Origin of the sequence: Leifsonia sp. Root112D2 (assembly GCF_001424905.1) — a bacterium.
Lineage (GTDB): Bacteria > Actinomycetota > Actinomycetes > Actinomycetales > Microbacteriaceae > Root112D2.
The window spans coordinates 2,444,971-2,465,132 of the sequence record NZ_LMCU01000001.1; the positions used below are offsets into that span (position 1 = coordinate 2,444,971).

At 65.1% G+C, this 20,162-nt stretch carries 20 protein-coding genes and 2 tRNA genes; 17 read left to right on the forward strand and 5 right to left on the reverse strand.

From position 1 onward, the window contains the following. The first annotated feature begins 92 nt into the window (after nt 1–92). From ASC63_RS11380 to ASC63_RS11400, 5 genes are read left to right on the forward strand one after another with little or no spacing between them, the layout of a single operon-like run. Nucleotides 93–1,082 (forward strand): DUF2332 domain-containing protein, encoded by a 990-nt coding sequence (locus ASC63_RS11380; RefSeq protein WP_055813270.1) that lies wholly within the window; start codon nt 93–95, stop codon nt 1,080–1,082. A gap of 41 nt (nt 1,083–1,123) precedes the next feature. Beyond that, a complete protein-coding gene (locus tag ASC63_RS11385; protein ID WP_055813274.1) occupies nt 1,124–1,741 on the forward strand; it encodes a mycothiol-dependent nitroreductase Rv2466c family protein in 618 nt (205 codons plus the stop codon). 9 nt (nt 1,742–1,750) lie between these two features. Beyond that, nucleotides 1,751–2,239, forward strand: a complete 489-nt coding sequence (locus tag ASC63_RS11390; RefSeq protein ID WP_055813276.1) for a ribose-5-phosphate isomerase — start codon at nt 1,751–1,753, stop codon at nt 2,237–2,239. Between the two features lie 11 nt (nt 2,240–2,250). Then, complete coding sequence (locus tag ASC63_RS11395; RefSeq protein WP_055813279.1) at nt 2,251–3,261, forward strand: Fpg/Nei family DNA glycosylase; 1,011 nt, start codon at nt 2,251–2,253, stop codon at nt 3,259–3,261. Nucleotides 3,262–3,282: 21 nt separating this feature from the next. After that, the gene (locus ASC63_RS11400; protein ID WP_055813282.1) at nt 3,283–3,939 is read left to right on the forward strand and encodes an FMN-binding negative transcriptional regulator; all 657 of its coding nucleotides are present in this window, start codon (nt 3,283–3,285) and stop codon (nt 3,937–3,939) included. Here ASC63_RS11400 and ASC63_RS11405 read toward each other — a convergent pair. Next, entirely contained in the window at nt 3,929–4,417 is a 489-nt protein-coding gene (locus ASC63_RS11405; RefSeq protein WP_055813285.1) for a Dps family protein, read from the reverse strand. The two genes, ASC63_RS11400 and ASC63_RS11405, sit on opposite strands and share 11 nt — an antisense overlap. A gap of 178 nt (nt 4,418–4,595) precedes the next feature. Between ASC63_RS11405 and ASC63_RS11410 the strand changes: the two genes are divergently transcribed. Then, nucleotides 4,596–6,044 (forward strand): sensor histidine kinase, encoded by a 1,449-nt coding sequence (locus tag ASC63_RS11410; protein ID WP_235492199.1) that lies wholly within the window; start codon nt 4,596–4,598, stop codon nt 6,042–6,044. A gap of 4 nt (nt 6,045–6,048) precedes the next feature. After that, nucleotides 6,049–6,717, forward strand: a complete 669-nt coding sequence (locus ASC63_RS11415) for a response regulator (protein ID WP_055813288.1) — start codon at nt 6,049–6,051, stop codon at nt 6,715–6,717. Between the two features lie 25 nt (nt 6,718–6,742). Here ASC63_RS11415 and ASC63_RS11420 read toward each other — a convergent pair whose 3' ends face one another. Continuing rightward, complete coding sequence (locus tag ASC63_RS11420) at nt 6,743–10,489, reverse strand: SCO7613 C-terminal domain-containing membrane protein (RefSeq protein WP_157487662.1); 3,747 nt, start codon at nt 10,487–10,489, stop codon at nt 6,743–6,745. Nucleotides 10,490–10,601: 112 nt separating this feature from the next. Here ASC63_RS11420 and ASC63_RS16525 point away from each other — a divergent pair, with 112 nt between their 5' ends. Further along, entirely contained in the window at nt 10,602–10,760 is a 159-nt protein-coding gene (locus tag ASC63_RS16525; protein ID WP_200936857.1) for a hypothetical protein, read from the forward strand. 109 nt (nt 10,761–10,869) lie between these two features. Beyond that, complete coding sequence (locus ASC63_RS16130) at nt 10,870–11,043, forward strand: CsbD family protein (protein ID WP_082487535.1); 174 nt, start codon at nt 10,870–10,872, stop codon at nt 11,041–11,043. Between the two features lie 88 nt (nt 11,044–11,131). Here the strand turns inward: ASC63_RS16130 and ASC63_RS11425 are convergent. After that, a tRNA-Gly gene (locus ASC63_RS11425) sits at nt 11,132–11,202 on the reverse strand. A 126-nt stretch (nt 11,203–11,328) separates the two neighbouring features. Here ASC63_RS11425 and ASC63_RS11430 point away from each other — a divergent pair. From ASC63_RS11430 to ASC63_RS11455, 6 genes are all read left to right on the forward strand, one after another. Further along, a tRNA-Pro gene (locus ASC63_RS11430) sits at nt 11,329–11,403 on the forward strand. A 54-nt stretch (nt 11,404–11,457) separates the two neighbouring features. Continuing rightward, a complete protein-coding gene (tig, locus tag ASC63_RS11435; protein ID WP_055813295.1) occupies nt 11,458–12,891 on the forward strand; it encodes a trigger factor in 1,434 nt (477 codons plus the stop codon). A 152-nt stretch (nt 12,892–13,043) separates the two neighbouring features. After that, entirely contained in the window at nt 13,044–13,634 is a 591-nt protein-coding gene (locus ASC63_RS11440) for an ATP-dependent Clp protease proteolytic subunit (RefSeq protein ID WP_200936859.1), read from the forward strand. A gap of 30 nt (nt 13,635–13,664) precedes the next feature. Next, a complete protein-coding gene (locus ASC63_RS11445; protein WP_055813298.1) occupies nt 13,665–14,330 on the forward strand; it encodes an ATP-dependent Clp protease proteolytic subunit in 666 nt (221 codons plus the stop codon). A 142-nt stretch (nt 14,331–14,472) separates the two neighbouring features. Further along, complete coding sequence (clpX, locus tag ASC63_RS11450; RefSeq protein WP_055813301.1) at nt 14,473–15,747, forward strand: ATP-dependent Clp protease ATP-binding subunit ClpX; 1,275 nt, start codon at nt 14,473–14,475, stop codon at nt 15,745–15,747. 31 nt (nt 15,748–15,778) lie between these two features. Then, nucleotides 15,779–16,810 carry a S66 family peptidase gene (locus ASC63_RS11455; protein ID WP_055813304.1) on the forward strand — a complete coding sequence of 344 codons (1,032 nt, stop codon included), beginning with the start codon at nt 15,779–15,781 and terminating at the stop codon, nt 16,808–16,810. Nucleotides 16,811–16,839: 29 nt separating this feature from the next. Here ASC63_RS11455 and ASC63_RS11460 read toward each other — a convergent pair whose 3' ends face one another. Continuing rightward, a complete protein-coding gene (locus tag ASC63_RS11460) occupies nt 16,840–18,888 on the reverse strand; it encodes a M3 family metallopeptidase (protein WP_055813306.1) in 2,049 nt (682 codons plus the stop codon). A 106-nt stretch (nt 18,889–18,994) separates the two neighbouring features. Here ASC63_RS11460 and ASC63_RS11465 point away from each other — a divergent pair, with 106 nt between their 5' ends. Then, nucleotides 18,995–19,606, forward strand: coding sequence for a helix-turn-helix domain-containing protein (locus ASC63_RS11465; RefSeq protein ID WP_055813309.1), 612 nt, complete (start codon nt 18,995–18,997; stop codon nt 19,604–19,606). After that, nucleotides 19,603–19,812, forward strand: coding sequence for a hypothetical protein (locus ASC63_RS16325; protein WP_157487663.1), 210 nt, complete (start codon nt 19,603–19,605; stop codon nt 19,810–19,812). Before ASC63_RS11465 ends, ASC63_RS16325 begins: the two co-directional genes overlap by 4 nt. Nucleotides 19,813–19,900: 88 nt before the next feature. Here the strand turns inward: ASC63_RS16325 and ASC63_RS11470 are convergent, their stop codons facing one another. Beyond that, nucleotides 19,901–20,161, reverse strand: coding sequence for a hypothetical protein (locus ASC63_RS11470; RefSeq protein ID WP_235492207.1), 261 nt, complete (start codon nt 20,159–20,161; stop codon nt 19,901–19,903). Between the last annotated feature and the right edge of the window lies 1 nt (nt 20,162).

A 20,162-nucleotide genomic window follows, 5' to 3' on the forward strand; every position in this document is an offset into this window, starting at 1 on the left:
CTCCTTTGGCGCTGTTGATTGTTTTCGGCGACTCGTGATCGCCGCAAACAACCTTAGTCGCGCGCCATGCGCCCCCGTGTGAGAATGCGGTCATGGAACCCGTTGCGGAACGTGGTGCGCAGAACGAGCGCAGCACGGCTGATATCTACCGGCTCTTCGGCGAGGTGGAGGCGGATACCTCGCCGTTGTATCGCGAGTGGGCGCTGGGCGTTGCCGACGATCCGGAGGTCATCGCATTGATCGACGAACTGCCGCCACGCAAACGACAGGTGAATCTGGTCTTCGCTGCCGCGCGGTACCTCACGGTTCCCTGGGGTTCTTACTCCGTTTTTCGCGAATGGATGCTCGCCAACTGGCCGCGCGTACGTGCGGTGGCCGAGACTCACGCGACGCAGACGAACGAGGCAGGCCGATGCGCGGTGCTGCTGCCATTGCTCGCCCGCGTTCCAGGCCCCTTGGCCCTGCTGGAGGTGGGGACAAGTGCCGGGCTGTGCCTGTACCCTGAGCGATACTCCTATCGCTATGGCGGCGGCAGCACGATTGACCCGACCGACGGCCCGAGCACGGTGGTTCTCGACTGCGCCATCAGCGGCCCCGTTCCGGTGCCCGATCACCTGCCGCAGGTCGTCTGGCGGGCAGGCGTCGACCTCAACCCACTGGACGTGAACAACGCGGATGACATGGCCTGGCTCGACGCGCTCATCTGGCCTGAGCACGACGACCGCCGGGCACGGTTGAACGCTGCCGTTCAGATCGCCCGCGCGGATCCGCCGCAGATCGTGCGCGGAGATCTCAACGAGGCGTTGCCGGCGCTCGCGGCATCCGCCCCCGCCGACGCGACGCTCGTGGTGTTCCACACCGCCGTGCTCGCCTACCTGGTCGAGGCGGAGCGCAAGCGGTTTGTGCAGACCGTCACCTCGCTACCTGGCCACTGGATCTCGAACGAGGGCATCCACGTGACGCCGGGGGTAGCCGAACGGCTGGGTGACACGCATCCGCAGCCCGGCGAATTCGTACTGGCTCTCGATGGAGACCCCGTCGCTCTCGCCCAGCCTCACGGTCGCGCGCTGCGGTGGCTCTGAGGCGGGGACTAATCCGGGCCGCCGGTTGGTTAGATAGAGACATGACTGCTTCAGAGAAGACTGCCGTTGATTTCTGGTTTGACCCCTCCTGCCCGTGGGCTTGGATGACCAGCCGATGGGTCGGCGAGGTGGCCAAGCATCGCGATCTTGATGTCACCTGGCACATCATGAGCCTGGCGGTACTCAACGAGGACAAGGACGTCAGCGAGTCATACAAAGCGTTCTTCCCGCGTGCGCTGCGCTACACCCGGCTCGTTGCCGCCGTTCAGGAACTGCACGGGCAGGAATACGTGAAGCCGCTCTACGATGCGCTGGGCACCCGCATCCACCCCGGTGGCAGCAAGAACCCCGACGAGGTCATCCCCGCCGCGCTCGCCGAGGTGGGCCTTCCCGCCGGGCTTCTGCGCTACGCGGATTCCGACGAATACGACGAGCAGATGCGCGCCAGCCACTTCGACGGCATCAACCGCGTGGGGCAGGATGTCGGCACTCCCGTGATAGCCGTCAACGGCACCGCCTTCTTCGGCCCGGTCATCACGCCCGCGCCGAAGGGCGAGGAGGCCGTGAAACTGTGGGACGGGGTCGTGGCCGTGGCGAGCTACCCGGGCTTCTTCGAGATCAAGCGCACCCGCACGAGCGACCCCATCTTCGACCAATAAACTGGCCAGATGCGCATCCACATCGCCACCGACCACGCCGGCCTCGACTTCTCGAACCACCTGATCGAGCATCTGGGTGCCGCCGGCCACGAGGTCATCGATCATGGGCCGACCGCATACGACCCGATCGACGACTACCCGGCGTTCTGCATCAATGCCGCGAAGGGAGTCATCGCCGACCAGCAGGCCGGAGTGCAGGCTCTCGGTGTGGTCTTCGGTGGCTCGGGCAACGGCGAGCAGATCGCCGCCAACAAGGTGACGGGCATCCGCGCCGCTCTGGTCTGGAACCTGAGCACCGCGGAACTCGCGCGCCAGCACAATGACGCCAACGTCATCTCTATCGGCGCCCGCCAGCACACCGTCGAAGAGGCCACAAGCTTCATCGACGCCTTCATCGCCGAGCCATTCTCCGAGGAGGAGAGGCACGCGCGCCGCATCGCGCAGCTCGCCGAATTCGAGGCAACGGGCGACATCGCCGGCAAACACGTCGACCACTAACGGGAGGCACCATGCCTGAGGGCCATTCCGTTCACCGGATCGCGCGCCAGTTCGCGCGCAATTTCGTGGGCAAGCGGGTTGCGGTCTCTTCGCCACAGGGCCGCTTCTCAGAGGGTGCCACGCGCATCGACGGGCGCATCATGACGGACGCCCGCGCCGTCGGAAAGCAGATGTTCCTCGAGTTCGACAACGGTCTCTGGCTGCGTGTGCATCTGGGGCTGTACGGCGCTTGGGACTTTGCCGGCGAGATCACAACGGATGCGACCATCCGGTCGGCGGGCGGCCGCATGGGGCAGACGAACCAGCGCGGCACGGTGCTCGACGAAGCGTCTCTCGATGATGCCGACGGCGAGGATTCGGTGCACAGCATCGGCGCCCCGCGCAAGGCGCGCCTGCGCATGTCGGAATCCGAAAAGGAAGACGACAATCCCGACTTCACGTTTCCTCCCGAGCCGGTCGGTCAGGTGCGTGTGCGGTTGCTCACAGCGACGGCCGTTGCCGACCTCCGCGGGCCGACCGCCTGTGAGGTGCTGGTCGCCGAGCAGGTGCAGGCCGTCATCGACAGACTCGGCCCCGACCCCATCAACGACTCGGGCACCGAGAGCGAGCGGCAGGCGGCCGAGGATCGCTTCGTGAGCGCGGTGCGCCGCAAAGGCACGCCTATCGCGCTGTTGCTCATGGATCAGTCCGTGGTCAGCGGCATCGGAAACGTCTACCGGGCCGAGATGCTGTTCCGCGCCAGGCTCAACCCGCACACGCCCGGCAAACAGGTGCCCACCGACATCGCGGTGGCATTGTGGCGGGACTGGGTGTACCTGCTCGAACTCGGCGTGGCGACCGGCCAGATGATGACGATGGACGGGCTCGAGGGCGACGACTATGCAAAGGCCATGGCCAGCCGCGCGGACCGACACTGGGTCTACAAGCGCGAAGGCCTGCCCTGCCGCGTCTGTGGCACACACATCACCATGGAGACTATGGCGGCGCGCAAGCTGTACTGGTGCCCGAACTGCCAGGCGTGACCGGTAGATCAAAGGAACGACATGCGACAGAACCCCAGTTTCGCCCTCGGCGACACCGACGAGATCAAGCGGCTGATTCGAGAGAACCCGTGGGCGACCATCGTCAGCCAGACGGCGCTCGGGCCGGTCGCATCCCACTACCCGGTGCTGCTCGACGAGTCGCGCGAGGACATCTCCATCGTGAGTCACCTTGGTAAGCCGGACGATCTCATCCATGAGTTCGGCTCGCACGAACTGCTCGTGATCATCCAGGGTCCGCACGGCTACATCTCGCCGGGCTGGTACGACGCGAACCCCGCCGTACCGACGTGGAACTTCGTCGTCGCCCACCTCAGCGGGGTCCCCGAGATCCTCAGCGACGAGGAGAACTGGAACGTGCTCGGCCGTCTCGTCGACCACTTCGAAGACCGGATGCCACAGCCGCGACGTATGGCGGGCACACCCGACAACGAGGCATACGCTCAGCGTTTGCTCTCAGGCACGGTCGGATGGCGACTCACCCCGACGAGGACCGTGGCGAAGAGCAAACTCAGCCAGAATCGGCCCGTCGAGACCGTTGACCGAATTATCGACGGGCTGGAGGGTGATGGCGCGTACGCGAGCCCCGCCCTTGCCGCCGAAATGCGTCGCGTTCACGAACGCATCCGCGCAGCGAAGGACTCTTCGGCTACTCGCTGATGTGGGCGAACAGGAACCAACGGTCCTTGTCGAGTCCGCGGGCGATCTCGACGGCGACATCCTGGCTGGTCTGATCGAGTTCGTCCAGTTCGGTGACGGCCGTGTTCACGGAGGCGAGGGCCGCATCGATCTGGGCGATGACCTCGGTGATCGTGTCGTTCGACTGGCGGAAGCCCGCGGTCAACGGCTTGGTGTTGGTCTTGGCCGCGACGGTCTCGAGTCGCGCGTCGATCGGAAGGCCGAGGGCCACGATGCGCTCGGCGGCCAGGTCGGCCCACTCCTGCGCGTGCGCAACAATCGTGTCGAGGAGTTCGTGAACGCCGATGAAGTTGGCGCCGCGCACGTGCCAGTGCGCCTGCTTGCCGTTGACGACGAGGGCGGTGAGGTCGATGACTACCGGGCTGAGGAACTGCGCAACCCCGGCAGCGACATCCGGGTTCGAAACGCTCTGTGCAACGGTGGCGGTGGAGTTAGCCATGAGTGATCCCTTTCGCTCTTGTCGTATCGTTCTTGTCCTAGGCAACGCTACGCGGCCCGGGCTATTCCGCAAGCAAGCTGAGGCTCTGCTAACCCGTGACGTCACGGGGGATAACCCCCTGTCGAATCCGGATGCTGGCCCGGTTCTGTGCCCCGGCCCCGCTCACGAGACTGGAACCATGAGCACCGAAGAAACGCCCACGATGGGCTTCACATCTGACACGCTGGATGCCGTGATCTCCCACCCCCAGACTTCCAGCGTGCAGAACTCCCGGCCGCACTCGCGCGGATATCTGGCGCTCTGGCGGGGCGTGCCCAGGGAGTTGGGCTTTCTGCTGCTGACGTTGCCCCTTGTGTGGGCATGCTTCGTGCTGCTCAACGGGCTGTTCTGGGCGGGCATTGGCACACTGATTATCTACATTGGGTTCTTCCTGGTGGTTGCCGCGATGTATGTTGCGCGCGGCTTCGGCACCCTCGAGTTGGTGCGCCTGCGCTGGGCGGGCCGCGCCGAGATCGAGCCGCCGCGGTGGGTTCCCGAAAACAAGCCCGCCGGGTTCATCAGGGTGACGTTCGGCCCGTTCGTCAACGGTCACTACTGGCTCTATCTGCTGCACAGCTACCTGATCAACCCGATAGTCGGCACGGTGACGTGGGTGCTCTCGATCGTGTGGGTCGCCGGCGGGCTCGGCGGCATCAGCTACTGGTTCTGGAGTTCCTTCATTCCGAGTGACAACGATCATTTCTCTCTGTCGCACACCGTCTTCGGCGCGGTATTTCGAGGCGTGACTCCCGGCTTCGATCCCGTCGTCGGTGATGGAGTGCTGATGTTCGTTGGCGGGGTGATTTTCCTGCTCACCCTCCCGTTCCTGACCCATGGGCTCACTCTCGTCCACAACGGCATCGCCCGTGGCATGCTCGGTGCCTGGCGCTCGGAGGAACTGCAGCGCGAGGTCACCGATCTCAGCGCCTCCCGGGGAGCTGCCGTCACCGCCGAGGACCAGTCGCTGCGTCGGCTGGAGCGTGACCTGCACGATGGGCCGCAGCAGCGTCTCATCCGGTTGCAAATGGACCTGGCGAGCGCCGAACGCAAGCTCGATGCCGATCCGGATGCCGCCCGCGGCCTCCTGGAGGAGGCGCGGGGCCAGGCGCGCGACACCCTCGAAGAACTTCGGGCCCTCTCGCGTGGCTTTGCACCGCCGATTCTGCAGGACCGTGGCCTCATCACGGGCCTGGAGTCTCTCGCATCCCGCAGCACCGTGCCGGTGCACGTGGACATCCGTCTCGATGCCGCACTGCGGCTGCCGCCGGAGATCGAGCGCAGCGCCTATTATGTGGCCGCCGAACTGCTGACGAATGTGGCCAAGCACGCGAACGCATCTGAGGCTCGTCTGTACGCGGGGTTGCGTCGCGACCCCGATGGCGACACGACGTGGCTGGACGTGTGGGTCACAGACAACGGCTCGGGCGGTGCATCCGTGCAGAACGGTCACGGGCTGCGTGGGCTCGACGAGAGACTGCGCGGGCTGCGCGGCATTCTCGAGGTGCAGAGCCCGATCGGTGGGCCGAGTCTCGTCGGGGCGCACATTCCCGTGACCATGACGGCCGAAACCTCGCTGCCCCTATCCTGAGTGGGTGACCGCCGCAGATCCTTCGTCTCCCGCCCTCCGTATCGTTCTCGCCGATGACTCGGTGCTGCTGCGCGAGGGGCTGATTCGCCTCTTCGATGAGGCCGGATTCGAGACGGTCGGATCGTTCGGTGAGGCCGAGAGCATGCTCGCCAAGATCGAGCAGCTGCGCCCCGACCTCGCCGTGCTCGACGTACGCATGCCCCCCTCGTATCGCGATGAGGGCGTGCAGGCGGCGATCACGCTGCGGCGGCGCCTGCCCGAGGTCGGAATCTTGCTGCTCAGCCAGTACGTGGAGGGCACCTACGCACACGAGCTGCTGGCGGCTGGCAACGGTGGCATGGGCTATCTGCTCAAGGACCGGGTGGCCTCGCTCGATGAGCTGACGGATGCCGTCACCCGCATCGCGGCGGGCGGCACCGTGCTCGACCCGCAGGTCGTGCGCGAACTGCTGGGCCGCCGTGCCGACCCCATCGCCTCGCTCACGCCGCGCGAACGCGAGGTGCTCGAGCTGATGGCGGAGGGGCGTACGAACGCGGGCATCGCCACGCGCCTCGTGATAGGCGTGGGTGCTGTCGAGAAGAACGTCACTTCCATCTTTCAGAAGCTGGGCCTGGAAGATTCGGGCTCCGACCACCGGCGCGTTCTCGCCGTGCTCACCTGGCTGCAGCGCTAGCCCCGCTGTCGCGGGCCAGCGTTGCTCAACGCAACGACGAAATCGACCGCGCGAACGCCTTCACGTCCCTGATTCGCTTCTCGTACGTGGCGGCGAGCACTATCAGAATCACGCCCCCGATGCCGAGCCACAGCCACCACTGCACGGCCTCATAGGCTGCGGAGATCCACGGCCAGAGTTGCGCGATGGCGTGCACAACGAGCACCCCCGCCGCGATGAGCAGCGGCGCCTGCAACCGCTGCAGCACCGCGACGATGACGATGACTATGGCGATGATGCCCAGCGTTATCACCCGCCACAGCGGTGAGGGGCCGAAGTCGGCGAGCAACGACGGCACCAGAAGCACCGCCGTGGCAGGGCCGAGTTGCACCCAGCTTCCCGTCGAGTCCCGCTCGTCCAGGCGCACAAAGCCGGCGGCGCCGAGTGCAATCGCCAACGGAACTGTCGCGAACTCAAATGGATCGGCGTGCCCGGTGGTTATCGCGGCGAACGCCAGCACAGCCATCACGGCGAGAGAGACCCATTCGCTTGCGCGGCCGAGCGGTGCGCGCGCCAGCAGGACAGCGCCGATGTGAGTGGCGCCGAGTAGTCCCAGGGTGATGAGCAGACGAAGCGTCGGGTATTCACCCGAGAGAATCGCCGCGGCCTCCGGCACGGCGAAGGCCGCGACCGCCAGAACAACGAGCGATTCTGCGGCCCATCGAGGCGCGTTGCCTCGCAGCGCCCACACGGATGCCGCGATTGCCGCTGCGGCGACGCCGGGAAGAATCCACCCCTCGAGACCGAAGCCCGTATCGCCGCGTTCGGATACGAGCACGAGCGATCGAATCGTGCCGGCACCGAGCGCGGCGACGGCCCCGGAAGCTGAGGCAATGAGCGGGAGGCGCACCCCGCGCAACTCATGGGGGAGAACGGGGGAGACGAGCAGCAGCGCGGCGCCCACCGCGACGAGCACTACCGGCCGCGCCGGGGCATCCGCGGTCACCGAGAACACGCTCGGCAGAACGGCGAGGGCTGCCGCAGCTGTCGCCAGAGCATTGCGACCAACGAGCCCGTGCGTGAGAGGCGAGCGCCGCCAGCAGACCAACACCGCAAGTACAGCGAGCAAGCCGGCGACCGGCAGTGAATACGGCTCTGGCGCGGCCGTGCCGTGCCGACCGAGATACGACCACAGGCCGGCAACGGCCAGCGGCAGCGACAGCCACGCGACGTGACGCCACGCGCTGGTGGTGCGAAACACCCCGCCATGGCCGGCCGCGAGCAGCAGCGGCACAAGAGCGAGCAGCAGCAGGCACAGCCACAGGTAATCGGAGGCGACTGCGACTGCGGTCACCAGAATCACGAGGCTGACGAGCACCGTCGCAGCGTCCCAGGCGAGGCGCGCGGCACGTTCCCGGTCGAGCGGAAGTAGCACAAAGGCCAGAGCGGCAGCCACTATCGCGGCGAGCGGAAGAGCGGATGCCGCCGCGGCGTCGGAGGGCAGTGCATCGTTCGTGAGCTCTAATGCGAAAAGCGCGAGTCCAATCGGGGCTGCTGCGGCGAACACGACACGCTGCGGCCAGCCCGCACTACGCGGCATGAGCTGCCACAGCACACAGAGCAGACCGATCACACCGAGGGTGATCAGCCGCGTGCCGGTTGAGTCTGTTACGCCGTATCGCGTCGGGGTGAAGAAGACCCCGGCTGCGGCGACAACCAGCGCAACACCCGCGATGAGACTCAGGGCTGCGGCATCCGTTCGAGGCAGGATGCGGGGGGTCATGACCGCTAAAGCTGCCAGGGTGGCAGCGGTAGCCAGAACCGTCCAGAACGCACCGTCCGCCGACATCGCCCATGGGTCGCTGCCGACGCGGGAAAGCCATTCGGGCAGATTCGCCACGAAAACGATGCCGATGACCGCCGCGCCCCCGCTGAGAAAAGCGCCGATCCCGCGCCCGATTGAGGCGCGCGTCATGCGATGCACGAGCATTCGGGCAAGCACGACGAAAAAGAAGGCGATGATCGTGCTGAACGGCCAGACCGCCGTGCTGCTGAAGCCGACCGAGCACAACGCCAGAACCGCGAGAGCGCCGGTCGCGGCATACACGACGCGCGTGCTCACGGTGAGGGGGGTGCGCCATACGACCAGCGAGACGATGGCCGCAGCCGCTGCGCAGGCGAAGACGACGGATGCGATGGCTGTGCTCGAGAGGGCGCCCGCCGACAGCAGGGCGGCTGCAAGAAGCGCGACGCAGAACGCGAAGTACGTGTTCAGCCGCCCAAAAAACCAGAGTGCGGCCGCGAGCAGCACCGCGCCACAGAGCGGCGCGAGCACCGCACCCCAGCCAAGCCCGCCCAACACCATGCTGGTCGGAAAGTCGTGAGCGTCAAGAGGCCCGTAGCGCCAGCGGCTGCCGAGGCCTGTGAGCACGGCCAGATACGAGATCGCGCCCAGAACCAGAGCCGGCATGATCGCCAGTGCAGCCACCGCAGCAATCGGGATGAACGCGTCGAGTACCGCGCGGCGCACCGCGGCAAGGCGACTGTAGCGCGCCAACGCTGCCACGAGCACGGCGAGGGCGGCAGCGCAGGTGGCCGGCACCCAGACCAGGTCGCCGGCATCCACGGTGTCGAGCACCGGCACCACGACCGCAAGCACCAGCGTCAGGCCCGCGGCCATCGCCGCATAGCGATGCCAGAACGGATGCCCGCCGCGGTTGACCAGCAGAATCGCGATCCACAGCAGACTCAAGAGAAGGAAGGCCATGATCCGCACCGAAACGGAACCCGGGGTTGCGGCAATGGCGGCAGGTATCGCGACGCTTGTCGCCAGGAACCCGGCTACCCGAATGATCGTGCTCTCGGTCGGCCGCTCGCGCAACAATGGAGTAGTCAGCGAGAGTACGCCGACGGCGCCCAGCGCGGTCCACCCCGTTCCGACGGACTGCACGGAGAGGAGAACGCCGAGCACCAACAGGTAGATGCCGATCGGTGCGAGCGAGGCCCAGGCTATTCCGGGCACACGTAGACCCGTGACGCGATCGACGACCAGGAACACCAAGGACAGAATCAACAGGCTCATGCCGGTGAAGATCGACGCGTCGACATCGCCACTTCCGAAGAGCCCGTTGGCACGCACGAGCCACACATCGAGCAACAGCAGCACGATGGCGACGATTGCTATCCCTTCTGCTGTGCCGCGTAACCGGCGCACGCGCAGCATCCAGGCAACGCCGAAGACAAGGACGCTCGCCAGCGCCGTCATGACCGCGCGCACCTCGACGGACGCGATCACGTACGCAATGAAGAGGAAGAACGCGGCAGCCACCGACACGAGCACGACGCCGAGCGTCAGCAGCAATACCTGCACACTCGAACGCCGGGGCACAGTCACGGCGTCCAGCGGAGCGGATGCGGCGGCCGCCGGGGGAGCGGATGCGGCCACCGCCCGGGGAGCCGGTGAAAGAGCGATCGCCGCCGCAACAGTCGGCGCTGCTTTCTCCGGTGCCGGTACCTGTGCCTGCGCCAGGGCTGCGGCGGCAGCCACCTGCTCAGCGCGCATCCGTGTGATGACCCGCTGGCGCTCCTCCTCCGACTGCACCAGACGCTGGCCAATTGCCAGCAACTCGGATGCGCGTGGTACCGAGAGGTCCAGCCCGCACCCGGAACACACCGGGCTCCGCAACGAGGTGAAGCATGCCGGGCACACGGTCACATCCGTGAAGAGACCCGGGTTCTGCGGCCAAATGCGGCGCGCATGCGGCGAATCGGCTGGCCCTTGTGCGTCAGTCATGGTGCCACTCTGGCAGAGAACCGCCGCAGGTCGAGGGTCATTCGTTCACAGTGTGGAGAACACGTGCGGGAGCGCCCTGTGCACGGTTGCTGCCCCCGGGTAGCGTGTAGCCATGTTGATCTTCGTTATCGTGCTCCTCGTCATCTGGGCCATACTCGCCGTGCTTGGGTTCGCCATCAAAGGCCTGATTTGGCTGGCGATCATCGGCCTCATCCTTTTCGTCGCGACCGCGATCATCGGCTTCATCAGGAGAGCAGCCCGCCGGAAGTAGCCATCCGTATTTGACTCAGACTCTTCGCTGATGTCAACCCCCTGACGCCGATCGCTTGAGGGAGTTGACTCGGTTGTGCAGTGTCAATTCATAACGACAGGAGGTCACTATGGGTGCCGATGACAAGATCGAAAACGCGGCCGAGAAGGCAGCCGGCAGCGCCAAAGAATCGGTCGGGGATGCCACCGACAATGACAAGCTGAAGGCCGAAGGAAAGAAGGACCAGGCCAAGGCTGACGTGAAGCAGGCTGGCGAGAAGATCAAGGACGCATTCTCCGAGTAACTTCACGTTCTCGTACCGCGTTGCCCCGGGCTGGCTCAGCTGGCCTGGGGCAACGTTTGCGTTATCCCGGGTGCGAGACCGCATTGGGAGGGGATGACGGGAATCGAACCCGCACCATCAGTTTGGAAGACTGAGGCTCTACCATTGAGCTACATCCCCGCAGCGCTTCTTTTGGGGAGGCGTGCTGACCAATCTTATACATTAGACTTGCCAAGGTCATTTCGCCTCGCAGCTCGCCGACGTGTTCGCGCGTGGTATCTGGCCATGCGGGTTGTGGTTTGAATCCGGGGCGTAGCTCAGCTTGGCTAGAGCGCCCGCTTTGGGAGCGGGAGGTCGCAGGTTCGAATCCTGTCGCCCCGACACGAATCCATTTTTCGCAGGAAACACATCCGACAAGCAGGAGAATCCAACAACGTGAAGACGACGGTCGAAAAGCTCAGCCCCACGCGTGTGAAGCTCACCCTCGAGGTGACGCCCGAAGAGCTCAAGCCGAGCATCACCCACGCCTATGGACACATCGCCGAGCAGGTGAACATTCCCGGCTTCCGCAAAGGCAAGGTGCCGCCGGCGATCATCGACCAGCGGGTCGGTCGCGGCGAGGTCATCCAGCACGCGGTCAACGAAGGACTCGACGGCTTCTTCCGCACCGCGGTTGAGGAGCAGGAACTGCGCACCCTCGGCCGCCCCGAGGCCGACATTGTCGAGTGGCCGAGCGAGAAAGACTTCTCCGGTGACCTGAAGCTCACCATCGAGGTCGATGTGCGCCCCGAGGTCACCCTGCCCGACTACGCCGGCATCGAGCTCACGGTTGACGCCGTCGCGGTCACTGCGCTCGAAGTTACCGACGAGCTCGACAACCTGCGCAGCCGCTTCGGCACGCTCGTCACCGTCGATCGCCCCGCCAAGACCGGTGACTTCGCCCAGATCGACCTGGTCGCCGTCATCGGTGGCGAAGAAGTCGACACGGCGAACAGCATCTCTTACGAGATCGGCAGCGGCGACCTCATCGACGGCATCGACGAGGCGCTCGACTCGCTCAGTGCCGGCGAGACCACCACCTTTAAGGCGCCGCTCATGGGTGGAGACCACGAGGGCGAAGACGCCGAGATCACCGTCACGCTGATCGCCGTCAAGGAGCGCGAGCTTCCGGATGCCGATGACGACTTCGCGCAGATCGCCAGCGAATTCGACACCATCGACGAACTGCGCGCCAGCCTGCGCACGCAGGTCGAGAAGTCGAAGGCGCTCGGCCAGGGCACCGAGGCTCGCGACCAGCTCGTCGACAAGTTGCTCGAGCTCGTCGAGATTCCCGTTCCGGAGAAGCTCGTCGAAGACGAGGTACACCGTCACCTCGAGAATGAGGACCGTCTCGAAGACGACGTGCACCGTGCCGAGGTCGCCGAGTCGAGCGAGAAGACGTTCCGCACGCAGATTCTCCTCGACGAGGTCGCCCAGATCGAGAAGGTCAACGTCAGCCAGGACGAGCTCACGCAGTACCTCATCCAGGGCGCCGCGCAGTACGGCATGGAGCCTAACGAATTCGTCAAGGTGCTCAGCGAGAATAACCAGATTCCCGCCATGGTCGGCGAGGTCGCCCGCAACAAGGCGCTGGCGATCGTGCTCGGCCGGGTGAAGGTTGTCGACAGCAAGGGCAAGCCGGTTGACCTCTCCGAGTTCATCGCGGTTCCTGAGGATGACGCAGAGCAGCTCATCGGTGACATCGAAGCTGACGAGGCGGCAGCATCCGCCGACGCCGAGGAGGCTCCCGCCGAGAAGCCGGCGAAGAAGCCCGCAGCAAAGAAAGCTGCAGCCAAGAAGCCTGCCGCGAAGAAGTCCGCGAAGGAATAGTCGCAACACGATGAAGCGGGCCGGACGTCGAAAGACGCTCGGCCCGCTCTCGTTTTGCCGCTTCGCTCTGCCCACGGCGAACATAGCCATGTCGCGGGGGTCGCCTCCGATAGATTCGATTCCGACGCAACAAGGGAAACGGAGCGCGACACATGGCCGATCAGGCAATGCCCAACAGTGTTTTTGACAGACTGCTGAAAGACCGCATCATCTGGCTGGGCTCCGAGGTGCGTGATGAGAACGCGAACGAGATCGCGGCCAAGCTGCTGCTGCTCGCCGCGGAGGACCCGCACAAGGACATCTCTCTCTACGTGAACTCGCCCGGTGGTTCCATCACGGCTGGCATGGCCATCTACGACACCATGCAGTTCGTGCCCAACGACATCGTGACAGTCGGCATCGGCATGGCGGCATCCATGGGCCAGCTGCTTCTGACGGCCGGCACCAAGGGCAAGCGCTTCATCACGCCGAACGCGCGCGTGCTGCTGCACCAGCCCCACGGCGGCTTCGGTGGCACGGCCAGTGACATCCAGACGCAGGCACAGCTCATCCTCGACATGAAGAAGCGCCTCGCTGAGATCACTGCGGCCCAGACCGGCAAGAGCGTCGAGCAGATCAACGCCGATGGTGACCGAGACCGCTGGTTTACTGCGAAGGAAGCCCTCGAATACGGTTTCGTCGATCACATCCGCGAGACGGCACTGGATGTCGCCGCGGTCACCGCCGGCGAGGCCGCACACTAGGCGCGCGAAGAGACGAACAGGAAGAAACACATGGAAACCCCCACCTTCACCGCTGCCGGTCGAGTCGCGATGCCCAACTCCCGCTACATCCTGCCGACGTTCGAAGAGCGCACCGCCTACGGCTACAAGCGTCAGGACCCCTACGCCAAGCTGTTTGAGGACCGCATCATCTTTCTCGGTGTGCAGGTCGACGACGCCTCGGCCGACGACATCATGGCCCAGCTGCTCGTGCTCGAGAGCCAGGACCCGGATCGCGACATCGTCATGTACATCAACTCGCCCGGTGGCTCATTCACGGCTATGACGGCGATCTACGACACGATGCAGTACATCCGTCCGCACATTCAGACGGTCGTTCTGGGCCAGGCCGCATCCGCCGCCGCGGTGCTGACCGCCGCCGGCACTCCCGGCAAGCGTCTCGCACTGCCGAACGCGCGCATCCTGATTCACCAGCCCGCCGTCGGCGAGGCCGGGCAGGGCCAGGCATCCGACATCGAGATCCAGGCGAACGAGATCATGCGCATGCGCACCTGGCTGGAGGAGACGCTCGCAGCGCACTCCAACCGCGACCAGGAGCAGGTGCACAAGGACATCGACCGCGACAAGATTCTCTCCGCGGCTGAGGCCCTCGAGTACGGTCTCATCGACCAGGTGCTCACCAGCAGGAAGAACCTGCCGGCGGCTCTGGTCAAGTAGCGTCCAGTCGAAACGGCGCGTCGCCCGTCGGTGACGCGCCGTTTCGCTTTATGGTCGGTGCTGCCGCACGTTGTCGTCGGCACAAGCTAGGCTCGAAACAACTACCTGTTCTTCGTAGACCGGTTATCAAGGAGAGTGACGGATGGCACGCATTGGGGAGAGCGCCGACCTGCTCAAGTGCTCCTTCTGCGGCAAGAGCCAGAAGCAGGTGCAACAGCTGATCGCCGGACCCGGCGTCTACATCTGCGACGAGTGCGTCGAACTCTGCAACGAAATCATCGAAGAGCGCCTGGCGGAGTCGGGCGAAGAGGCGAGCAGCGAGTTCGAGCTGCCCAAGCCCAAAGAGATCTTCGGGTTCCTGGAAGAGTATGTGATCGGGCAGGAACCCGCTAAGCGCGCTCTCGCCGTCGCCGTCTACAACCACTACAAGCGTGTGCGTGCACGCGCGGCCATCGGCCCGGCCGACGTCATCGATGACGTCGAGATAGCCAAGAGCAACATTCTTCTCATTGGTCCCACCGGCTGCGGCAAGACCTATCTGGCTCAGACTCTCGCCAAGCGGCTCAACGTTCCCTTCGCTGTGGCGGATGCGACGGCCCTGACCGAGGCCGGTTACGTCGGCGAAGACGTCGAGAACATTCTGCTCAAGCTCATTCAGGCAGCCGACTACGACGTGAAGCGCGCCGAGACCGGCATCATCTACATCGATGAGATCGACAAAATCGCCCGCAAGGCCGAGAACCCGTCGATCACCCGCGACGTTTCGGGCGAGGGTGTGCAGCAGGCGCTGCTGAAGATTCTCGAGGGCACCGTTGCGTCGGTGCCCCCGCAGGGTGGGCGCAAGCATCCGCATCAGGAATTCATTCAGGTCGACACGACGAACGTGCTTTTCATCGTAGCCGGCGCATTTGCGGGGCTTGAGGAGATCATTTCGCAGCGTGCAGGCAAGAAGGGCATCGGCTTCGGCGCCCCGCTGCACACGAAGGGCGACGAGGTCAACCTGTTCAGCGAGGTGCTGCCGGAGGACCTGCACAAGTTCGGGTTGATCCCCGAGTTCATCGGTCGGCTCCCGGTCGTGACCACCGTGACGCAGCTGGACCAGGAAGCCCTGATGCAGATTCTCACAGTGCCCAAGAATGCCCTCGTGCGCCAGTACCAGCGCATGTTCGAGATCGACGGCGTGGAGCTCGAGTTCGAGCAGCCCGCGCTGGAGGCCATCGCCGACCTTGCCGTGCTGCGCAAGACTGGTGCCCGCGGGTTGCGCGCCATCATGGAAGAGGTGCTCGGGCCGATCATGTTCGAGGTGCCCTCCAATGACGGCGTTGCCCGCGTGGTCGTCACCCGCGAATCCGTGCTGGAGAACGCCGCACCGACGATTGTGCCTCACCGCCCCCGTCGCGCGGAAAAGTCCGCTTAGGGCGCTTCGGCAAGCTCAGCGACCGACTACCGTGCAGATTCTGAAGCCAGCGCGTCTTCGCGCGGGTGACCGGATCGCCGTCGTCGCGACTTCCTGGCCAGGCTCAACGGTCTTCCCCGCGGTCTATCGTGCCGGCCTCGCAAGTCTGCGCGACCGCTTCGGACTTGAGGTCGTCGAGTACCCCTCGACGAGCTTCACTCCGGATGCCGCGTCCGCGTCACCGGAAGCGCGGGCAGCCGATCTCAACGCGGCCTTCGCGGACCCGTCGATCGCCGCGATAGTCACCGTCATCGGCGGAGATGACTCGGTGCGGATTCTGCCACACGTCGACGTGGAACTCGTGCGCACGCATCCCAAGATTCTGCTCGGCTATTCGGACACGACGACGCAGCTGTTCTGGCTGGCCCAGCAGGGACTCGTGACCTTCAACGGCCCGAGTGTGATGGCAGGCCTCGCCCAGCTCTCGAATCTGCCCGGGCTGGAGGAGCACCTTCGATCGGTGCTGTTCGAGCCCACGTCCGTGCTCGAGTACCGACCGTATGACTATTGGGTCGGAGACTATCCCGATTGGCGCGAGCAGGCCGGTACGCAGGTGGGGGAGCGCCGTCGGCACGAGGGCTGGCGCTGGCTGCAGGGCACGCGCCCGGCGGCCGGACGCCTGACCGGCGGGTGCATCGAGGTGCTCGACATGATGCTCGCCACACCATGGTGGCCGGCACCGCAATTCTTCGATGACCGGATTCTTTTCGTCGAGACCTCGGAGGACAAACCCACGCCCGCACAGGTGGGCTATTGGCTGCGCAATTACGGTGCACAGGGCATCCTGAACCGTATCTGCGGTCTCGTCGTCGGTCGGCCCCGCGGCTACAGCGTGAATGAGAAGGCACAGCTCGACACGATCGTGCTCGAGAGGCTCGCGGAGTGGGGCGCAACAGATATTCCGGTGCTGACGGGTGTCGATTTCGGGCACACCGATCCGCAGATCGTGTTGCCGCACAATGTGCTGGCCGAGCTCGACCCAGAGGCCGGAACGTTCAGGCTGCTCGAGGCCGCGGTGCTCTAAGCGCGCTTCGGCACGCTCAGCGACCGGGGCTACGCGTCGAGGCCGCGGCGCTTCAGCAGGGGTTCGATGACGGCGTCACGACCGCGGAAGTCTCGGTAGGCCTCGAGCGGGTCCTTCGATCCACCGACGCCCAGTAGGCGGGCGCGGAAGCGTTCGCCGTTCTCGCGGTTCAGGCCGCCGTTCTCCGTGAACCACTCCACCGTGTCTGCGTCGAGCACCTCGCTCCAGATGTACGAGTAGTAGCCGGCGTCGTAGCCACCTGAGAAGGTGTGTGCGAAGTAGGTGCTCGAGTAGCGCGAGGGAACCGCCGGGTTGTCGAGCCCGACGACGGCGAGGGCCTGAGCCTCGAAGTCGGCGACATCCGTCACCGCGTCGTCGGCCGTGATCGAGTGCCACGCCTGGTCGAGCAGCGCCGCGCCCAGGTACTCGCTCGTCTTGAAACCCTCGTTGAAGCCCTCGGATGCCTTCAGCCGGTCGACAAGCTCCTGCGGCATCGCTTCACCGCTCTGGTAGTGCCGGGCGTAGTTGGCGAGCACCTCGGGCCACAGCATCCACATCTCGTTCACCTGGCTGGGAAACTCCACGAAGTCGCGGTACACGTTGGTGCCTGCGAATTTGGGGTAGGTGACGTGCGCGAACAGGCCGTGAAGTGCATGCCCGAACTCGTGGAACAGCGTGTTGACCTCGTCGTAGCTGAGCACGGTCGCCTCGCCGGCTGCAGGCTTGGGAACGTTGTGGTTGTTGAGCACGATGGTGGGCGTGTCGAGAAGCGTCGACTGCGAGACCAGCGAGTTCATCCAAGCCCCGCCCCGCTTGGAATCGCGGGTGTACAGGTCGTAGAGGAACAGGCCCAGCTGCGAGCCGTCGTCATTGAAGACCTCGAAGACCCGCACGTCCGGGTGGTAGCCGACGAGATCGGTGCGCTCGGTGAAGGTGATGCCATAAAGCCGGTTTGCCGCGAAGAACACACCGTCGCGCAGCACGCGTTCCGACTCGAAGTACGGCTTCATGGCGGCCGTGTCCACGTCGAACGCGGCCTTGCGGGCCTTCTCCGTGTACAGCGCCCAGTCCCACGACTCGATGGTGATGTCGTCGCCCGATTGGGCCGCCTGGCGCTGCAGTTCCTCCTGCTCGGTGCGGGCATTCCGGGCGGCGGCGGGTGCGAGCCGTCCGAGCATGTCGGCGACCGCCTGCGGGGTCTTGGCCGTCTCATCCGCTGTCACGAAGGCGGCGTGCGAGTCGAAGCCGAGCAGGCGGGCGCGCTCGGCGCGCAGCCGGGTGATCTGCAGTACGACCTCGCGGTTGTCGTTCTCTCCGCCCCGGATGCCGCGGGAACGCGACGCGGTCATCACGCGTTCACGCACGGCCCGGTTGCTGAGGCTCGCGAGCAGCGGGTGCCCGGTCGGCAGCACCAGGGTGATGAGGTACTTGCCGTCGAGACCGCGCTCGCGCGCAGCCTCAGCCGCTGCGGAGATCTCGCCCGCATCGAGGCCGTCGAGCTCGGCGACATCGTCGATGACAACCGCCAGATCGTTGGTGTCGCTGAGCAGGTTCTTCTCGAAACGGGTCGTCAGGGTCGACAACTGGCGGTTGTATTCCTTGAGCCTGGCCGTGCCCTTCTCATCGAGACCGGCGCCTGCCAGTGTGAACTCGGTGTAATAGCGCTCGACGAGGTATCGCGACTCGGAATCGAGGCCGAGATCGTCGAGCTGATCGTGAACGGTCGAAATGCGCGCGTACAGAGCCGGATTCAGCGTGATCGAATCCTGATGCGCAGCGAGCAGCGGCGCGAGTGTCTCTTCGAGATCGTTGGTGAAGTCGGAACTGTCCGCCGAGCTCTTGTTGAAGAAGACTTCGGCGACCCGCATGAGTGTCTGGCCGCTGCGCTCGAGCGCGAGCAGTGTGTTTTCGAAGGTGGCGGCATCCGGATTGGCGGTGATGGCTTCGACCTCGGCGAGTTGTTCGGCGAAGCCATGTTCAAACGCCGGCTCGTAATGCTCGTCGCGAATCTCGGCGAACGGTGGCAACTGATAGGGGAGTGTGCTCGGAGCGAGGAAGGGATTAGTCGAATCGGCCATTGTGCAAGCCTAATCGGGAGCCCACGAACCGCAAAGAGTCCGTTGCAAAGAATGTATTGCAAAGAATCTATTGCAAAGAAAACTTTGCATTGCTATTCTGAGTTTCATGAACACGACCCCAGACGAGACGCCGTTCAGCGCTGACCGCACCATCGACCTCGAGTCGCTCAAGGTGCTGGCCCACCCGTTGCGCGTGCAGATCATCGATGTTCTGTCGATGTACGGCCCGCACACGGCGAGCGGACTGGCCGAGCGGCTGGGGGAGTCCAGCGGTGCGACCAGCTACCACCTGCGGCAGTTGGCCAGGCATGACTTCGTTCGCGAGGTCGTCGACCGGGGAACGGCCAGGGAACGCTGGTGGGAGCGCGCGCCAGGCGGCATCAGCCTGGATGCGCGCAAGGTGGCCGACACCGAGGCAGGGCGTGCGGCCGCATCACTCGTCGTTCGACAGTGGCAGTCGAACCGTGACATGGCTCTCGCAGAGTTCATCGACCGGGGTCTCGACGTGCTGCCGGGTGACTGGATGGACGCCAGCGCGATGAATACGGCGAATGCTCGGGTCACCGCCGAGCAACTCGACGAGCTCACCAAGAAGATCAGTCGGATCACCGACGAGTTTGTCGAGATGCATCGCGGCCAGAACCTGCCCGGCTCCCGGCAGATTCAGGTGCAATTCAACGCATTTCCGCTCATTGACGGAGAGGAGACCCCGAAATGACCGCAATGACTGCTACCCGACTCTTATACGCAAACGCCCGGCCAAGCCGCATCGATCGCCTGATCATCCGCGCCGGCTTAGTGCTGCTCGCGTGGGGGCGCCGCCGCGCCGCCCGGCCCTCTCGCCCTGACTTCGCCGGCCAACAGGCACGTGTCGAGGCCAGCCGCGAGGAGATGCTGCGTCGATTCGGCTCATGGATGCGGTGAACCGCGTCGCGAGTCCGCCCAGTTCGCTCGGAGCGGTCTTCGGCGCGCGAGTGGTGCTCTCGGCCGACGCTCAGGGCGCGCGCGAAAGTTAGTCTTCGTCGAACGGGTCCGGTACGGATTCGCCCGGCTGGGTGATCGTCGCGGTGTCCTCATTGGGGTTGTACCGGATGATCGTGCCGTCGTCCAACTCGATGACGGGCTTGCGCTCCAGCCAGGTGAGCGTCCAGCGCCAGGCGGAGGTGTTGGTATCCAGCGCCTCCAACTCCTCCTCGACGGCATGCACAGCAAGCGTGACGACCTCGGGAAGCGAGGTCGGGATCTCGCCGCCGACCGGCCAGCGTGTGCCCATC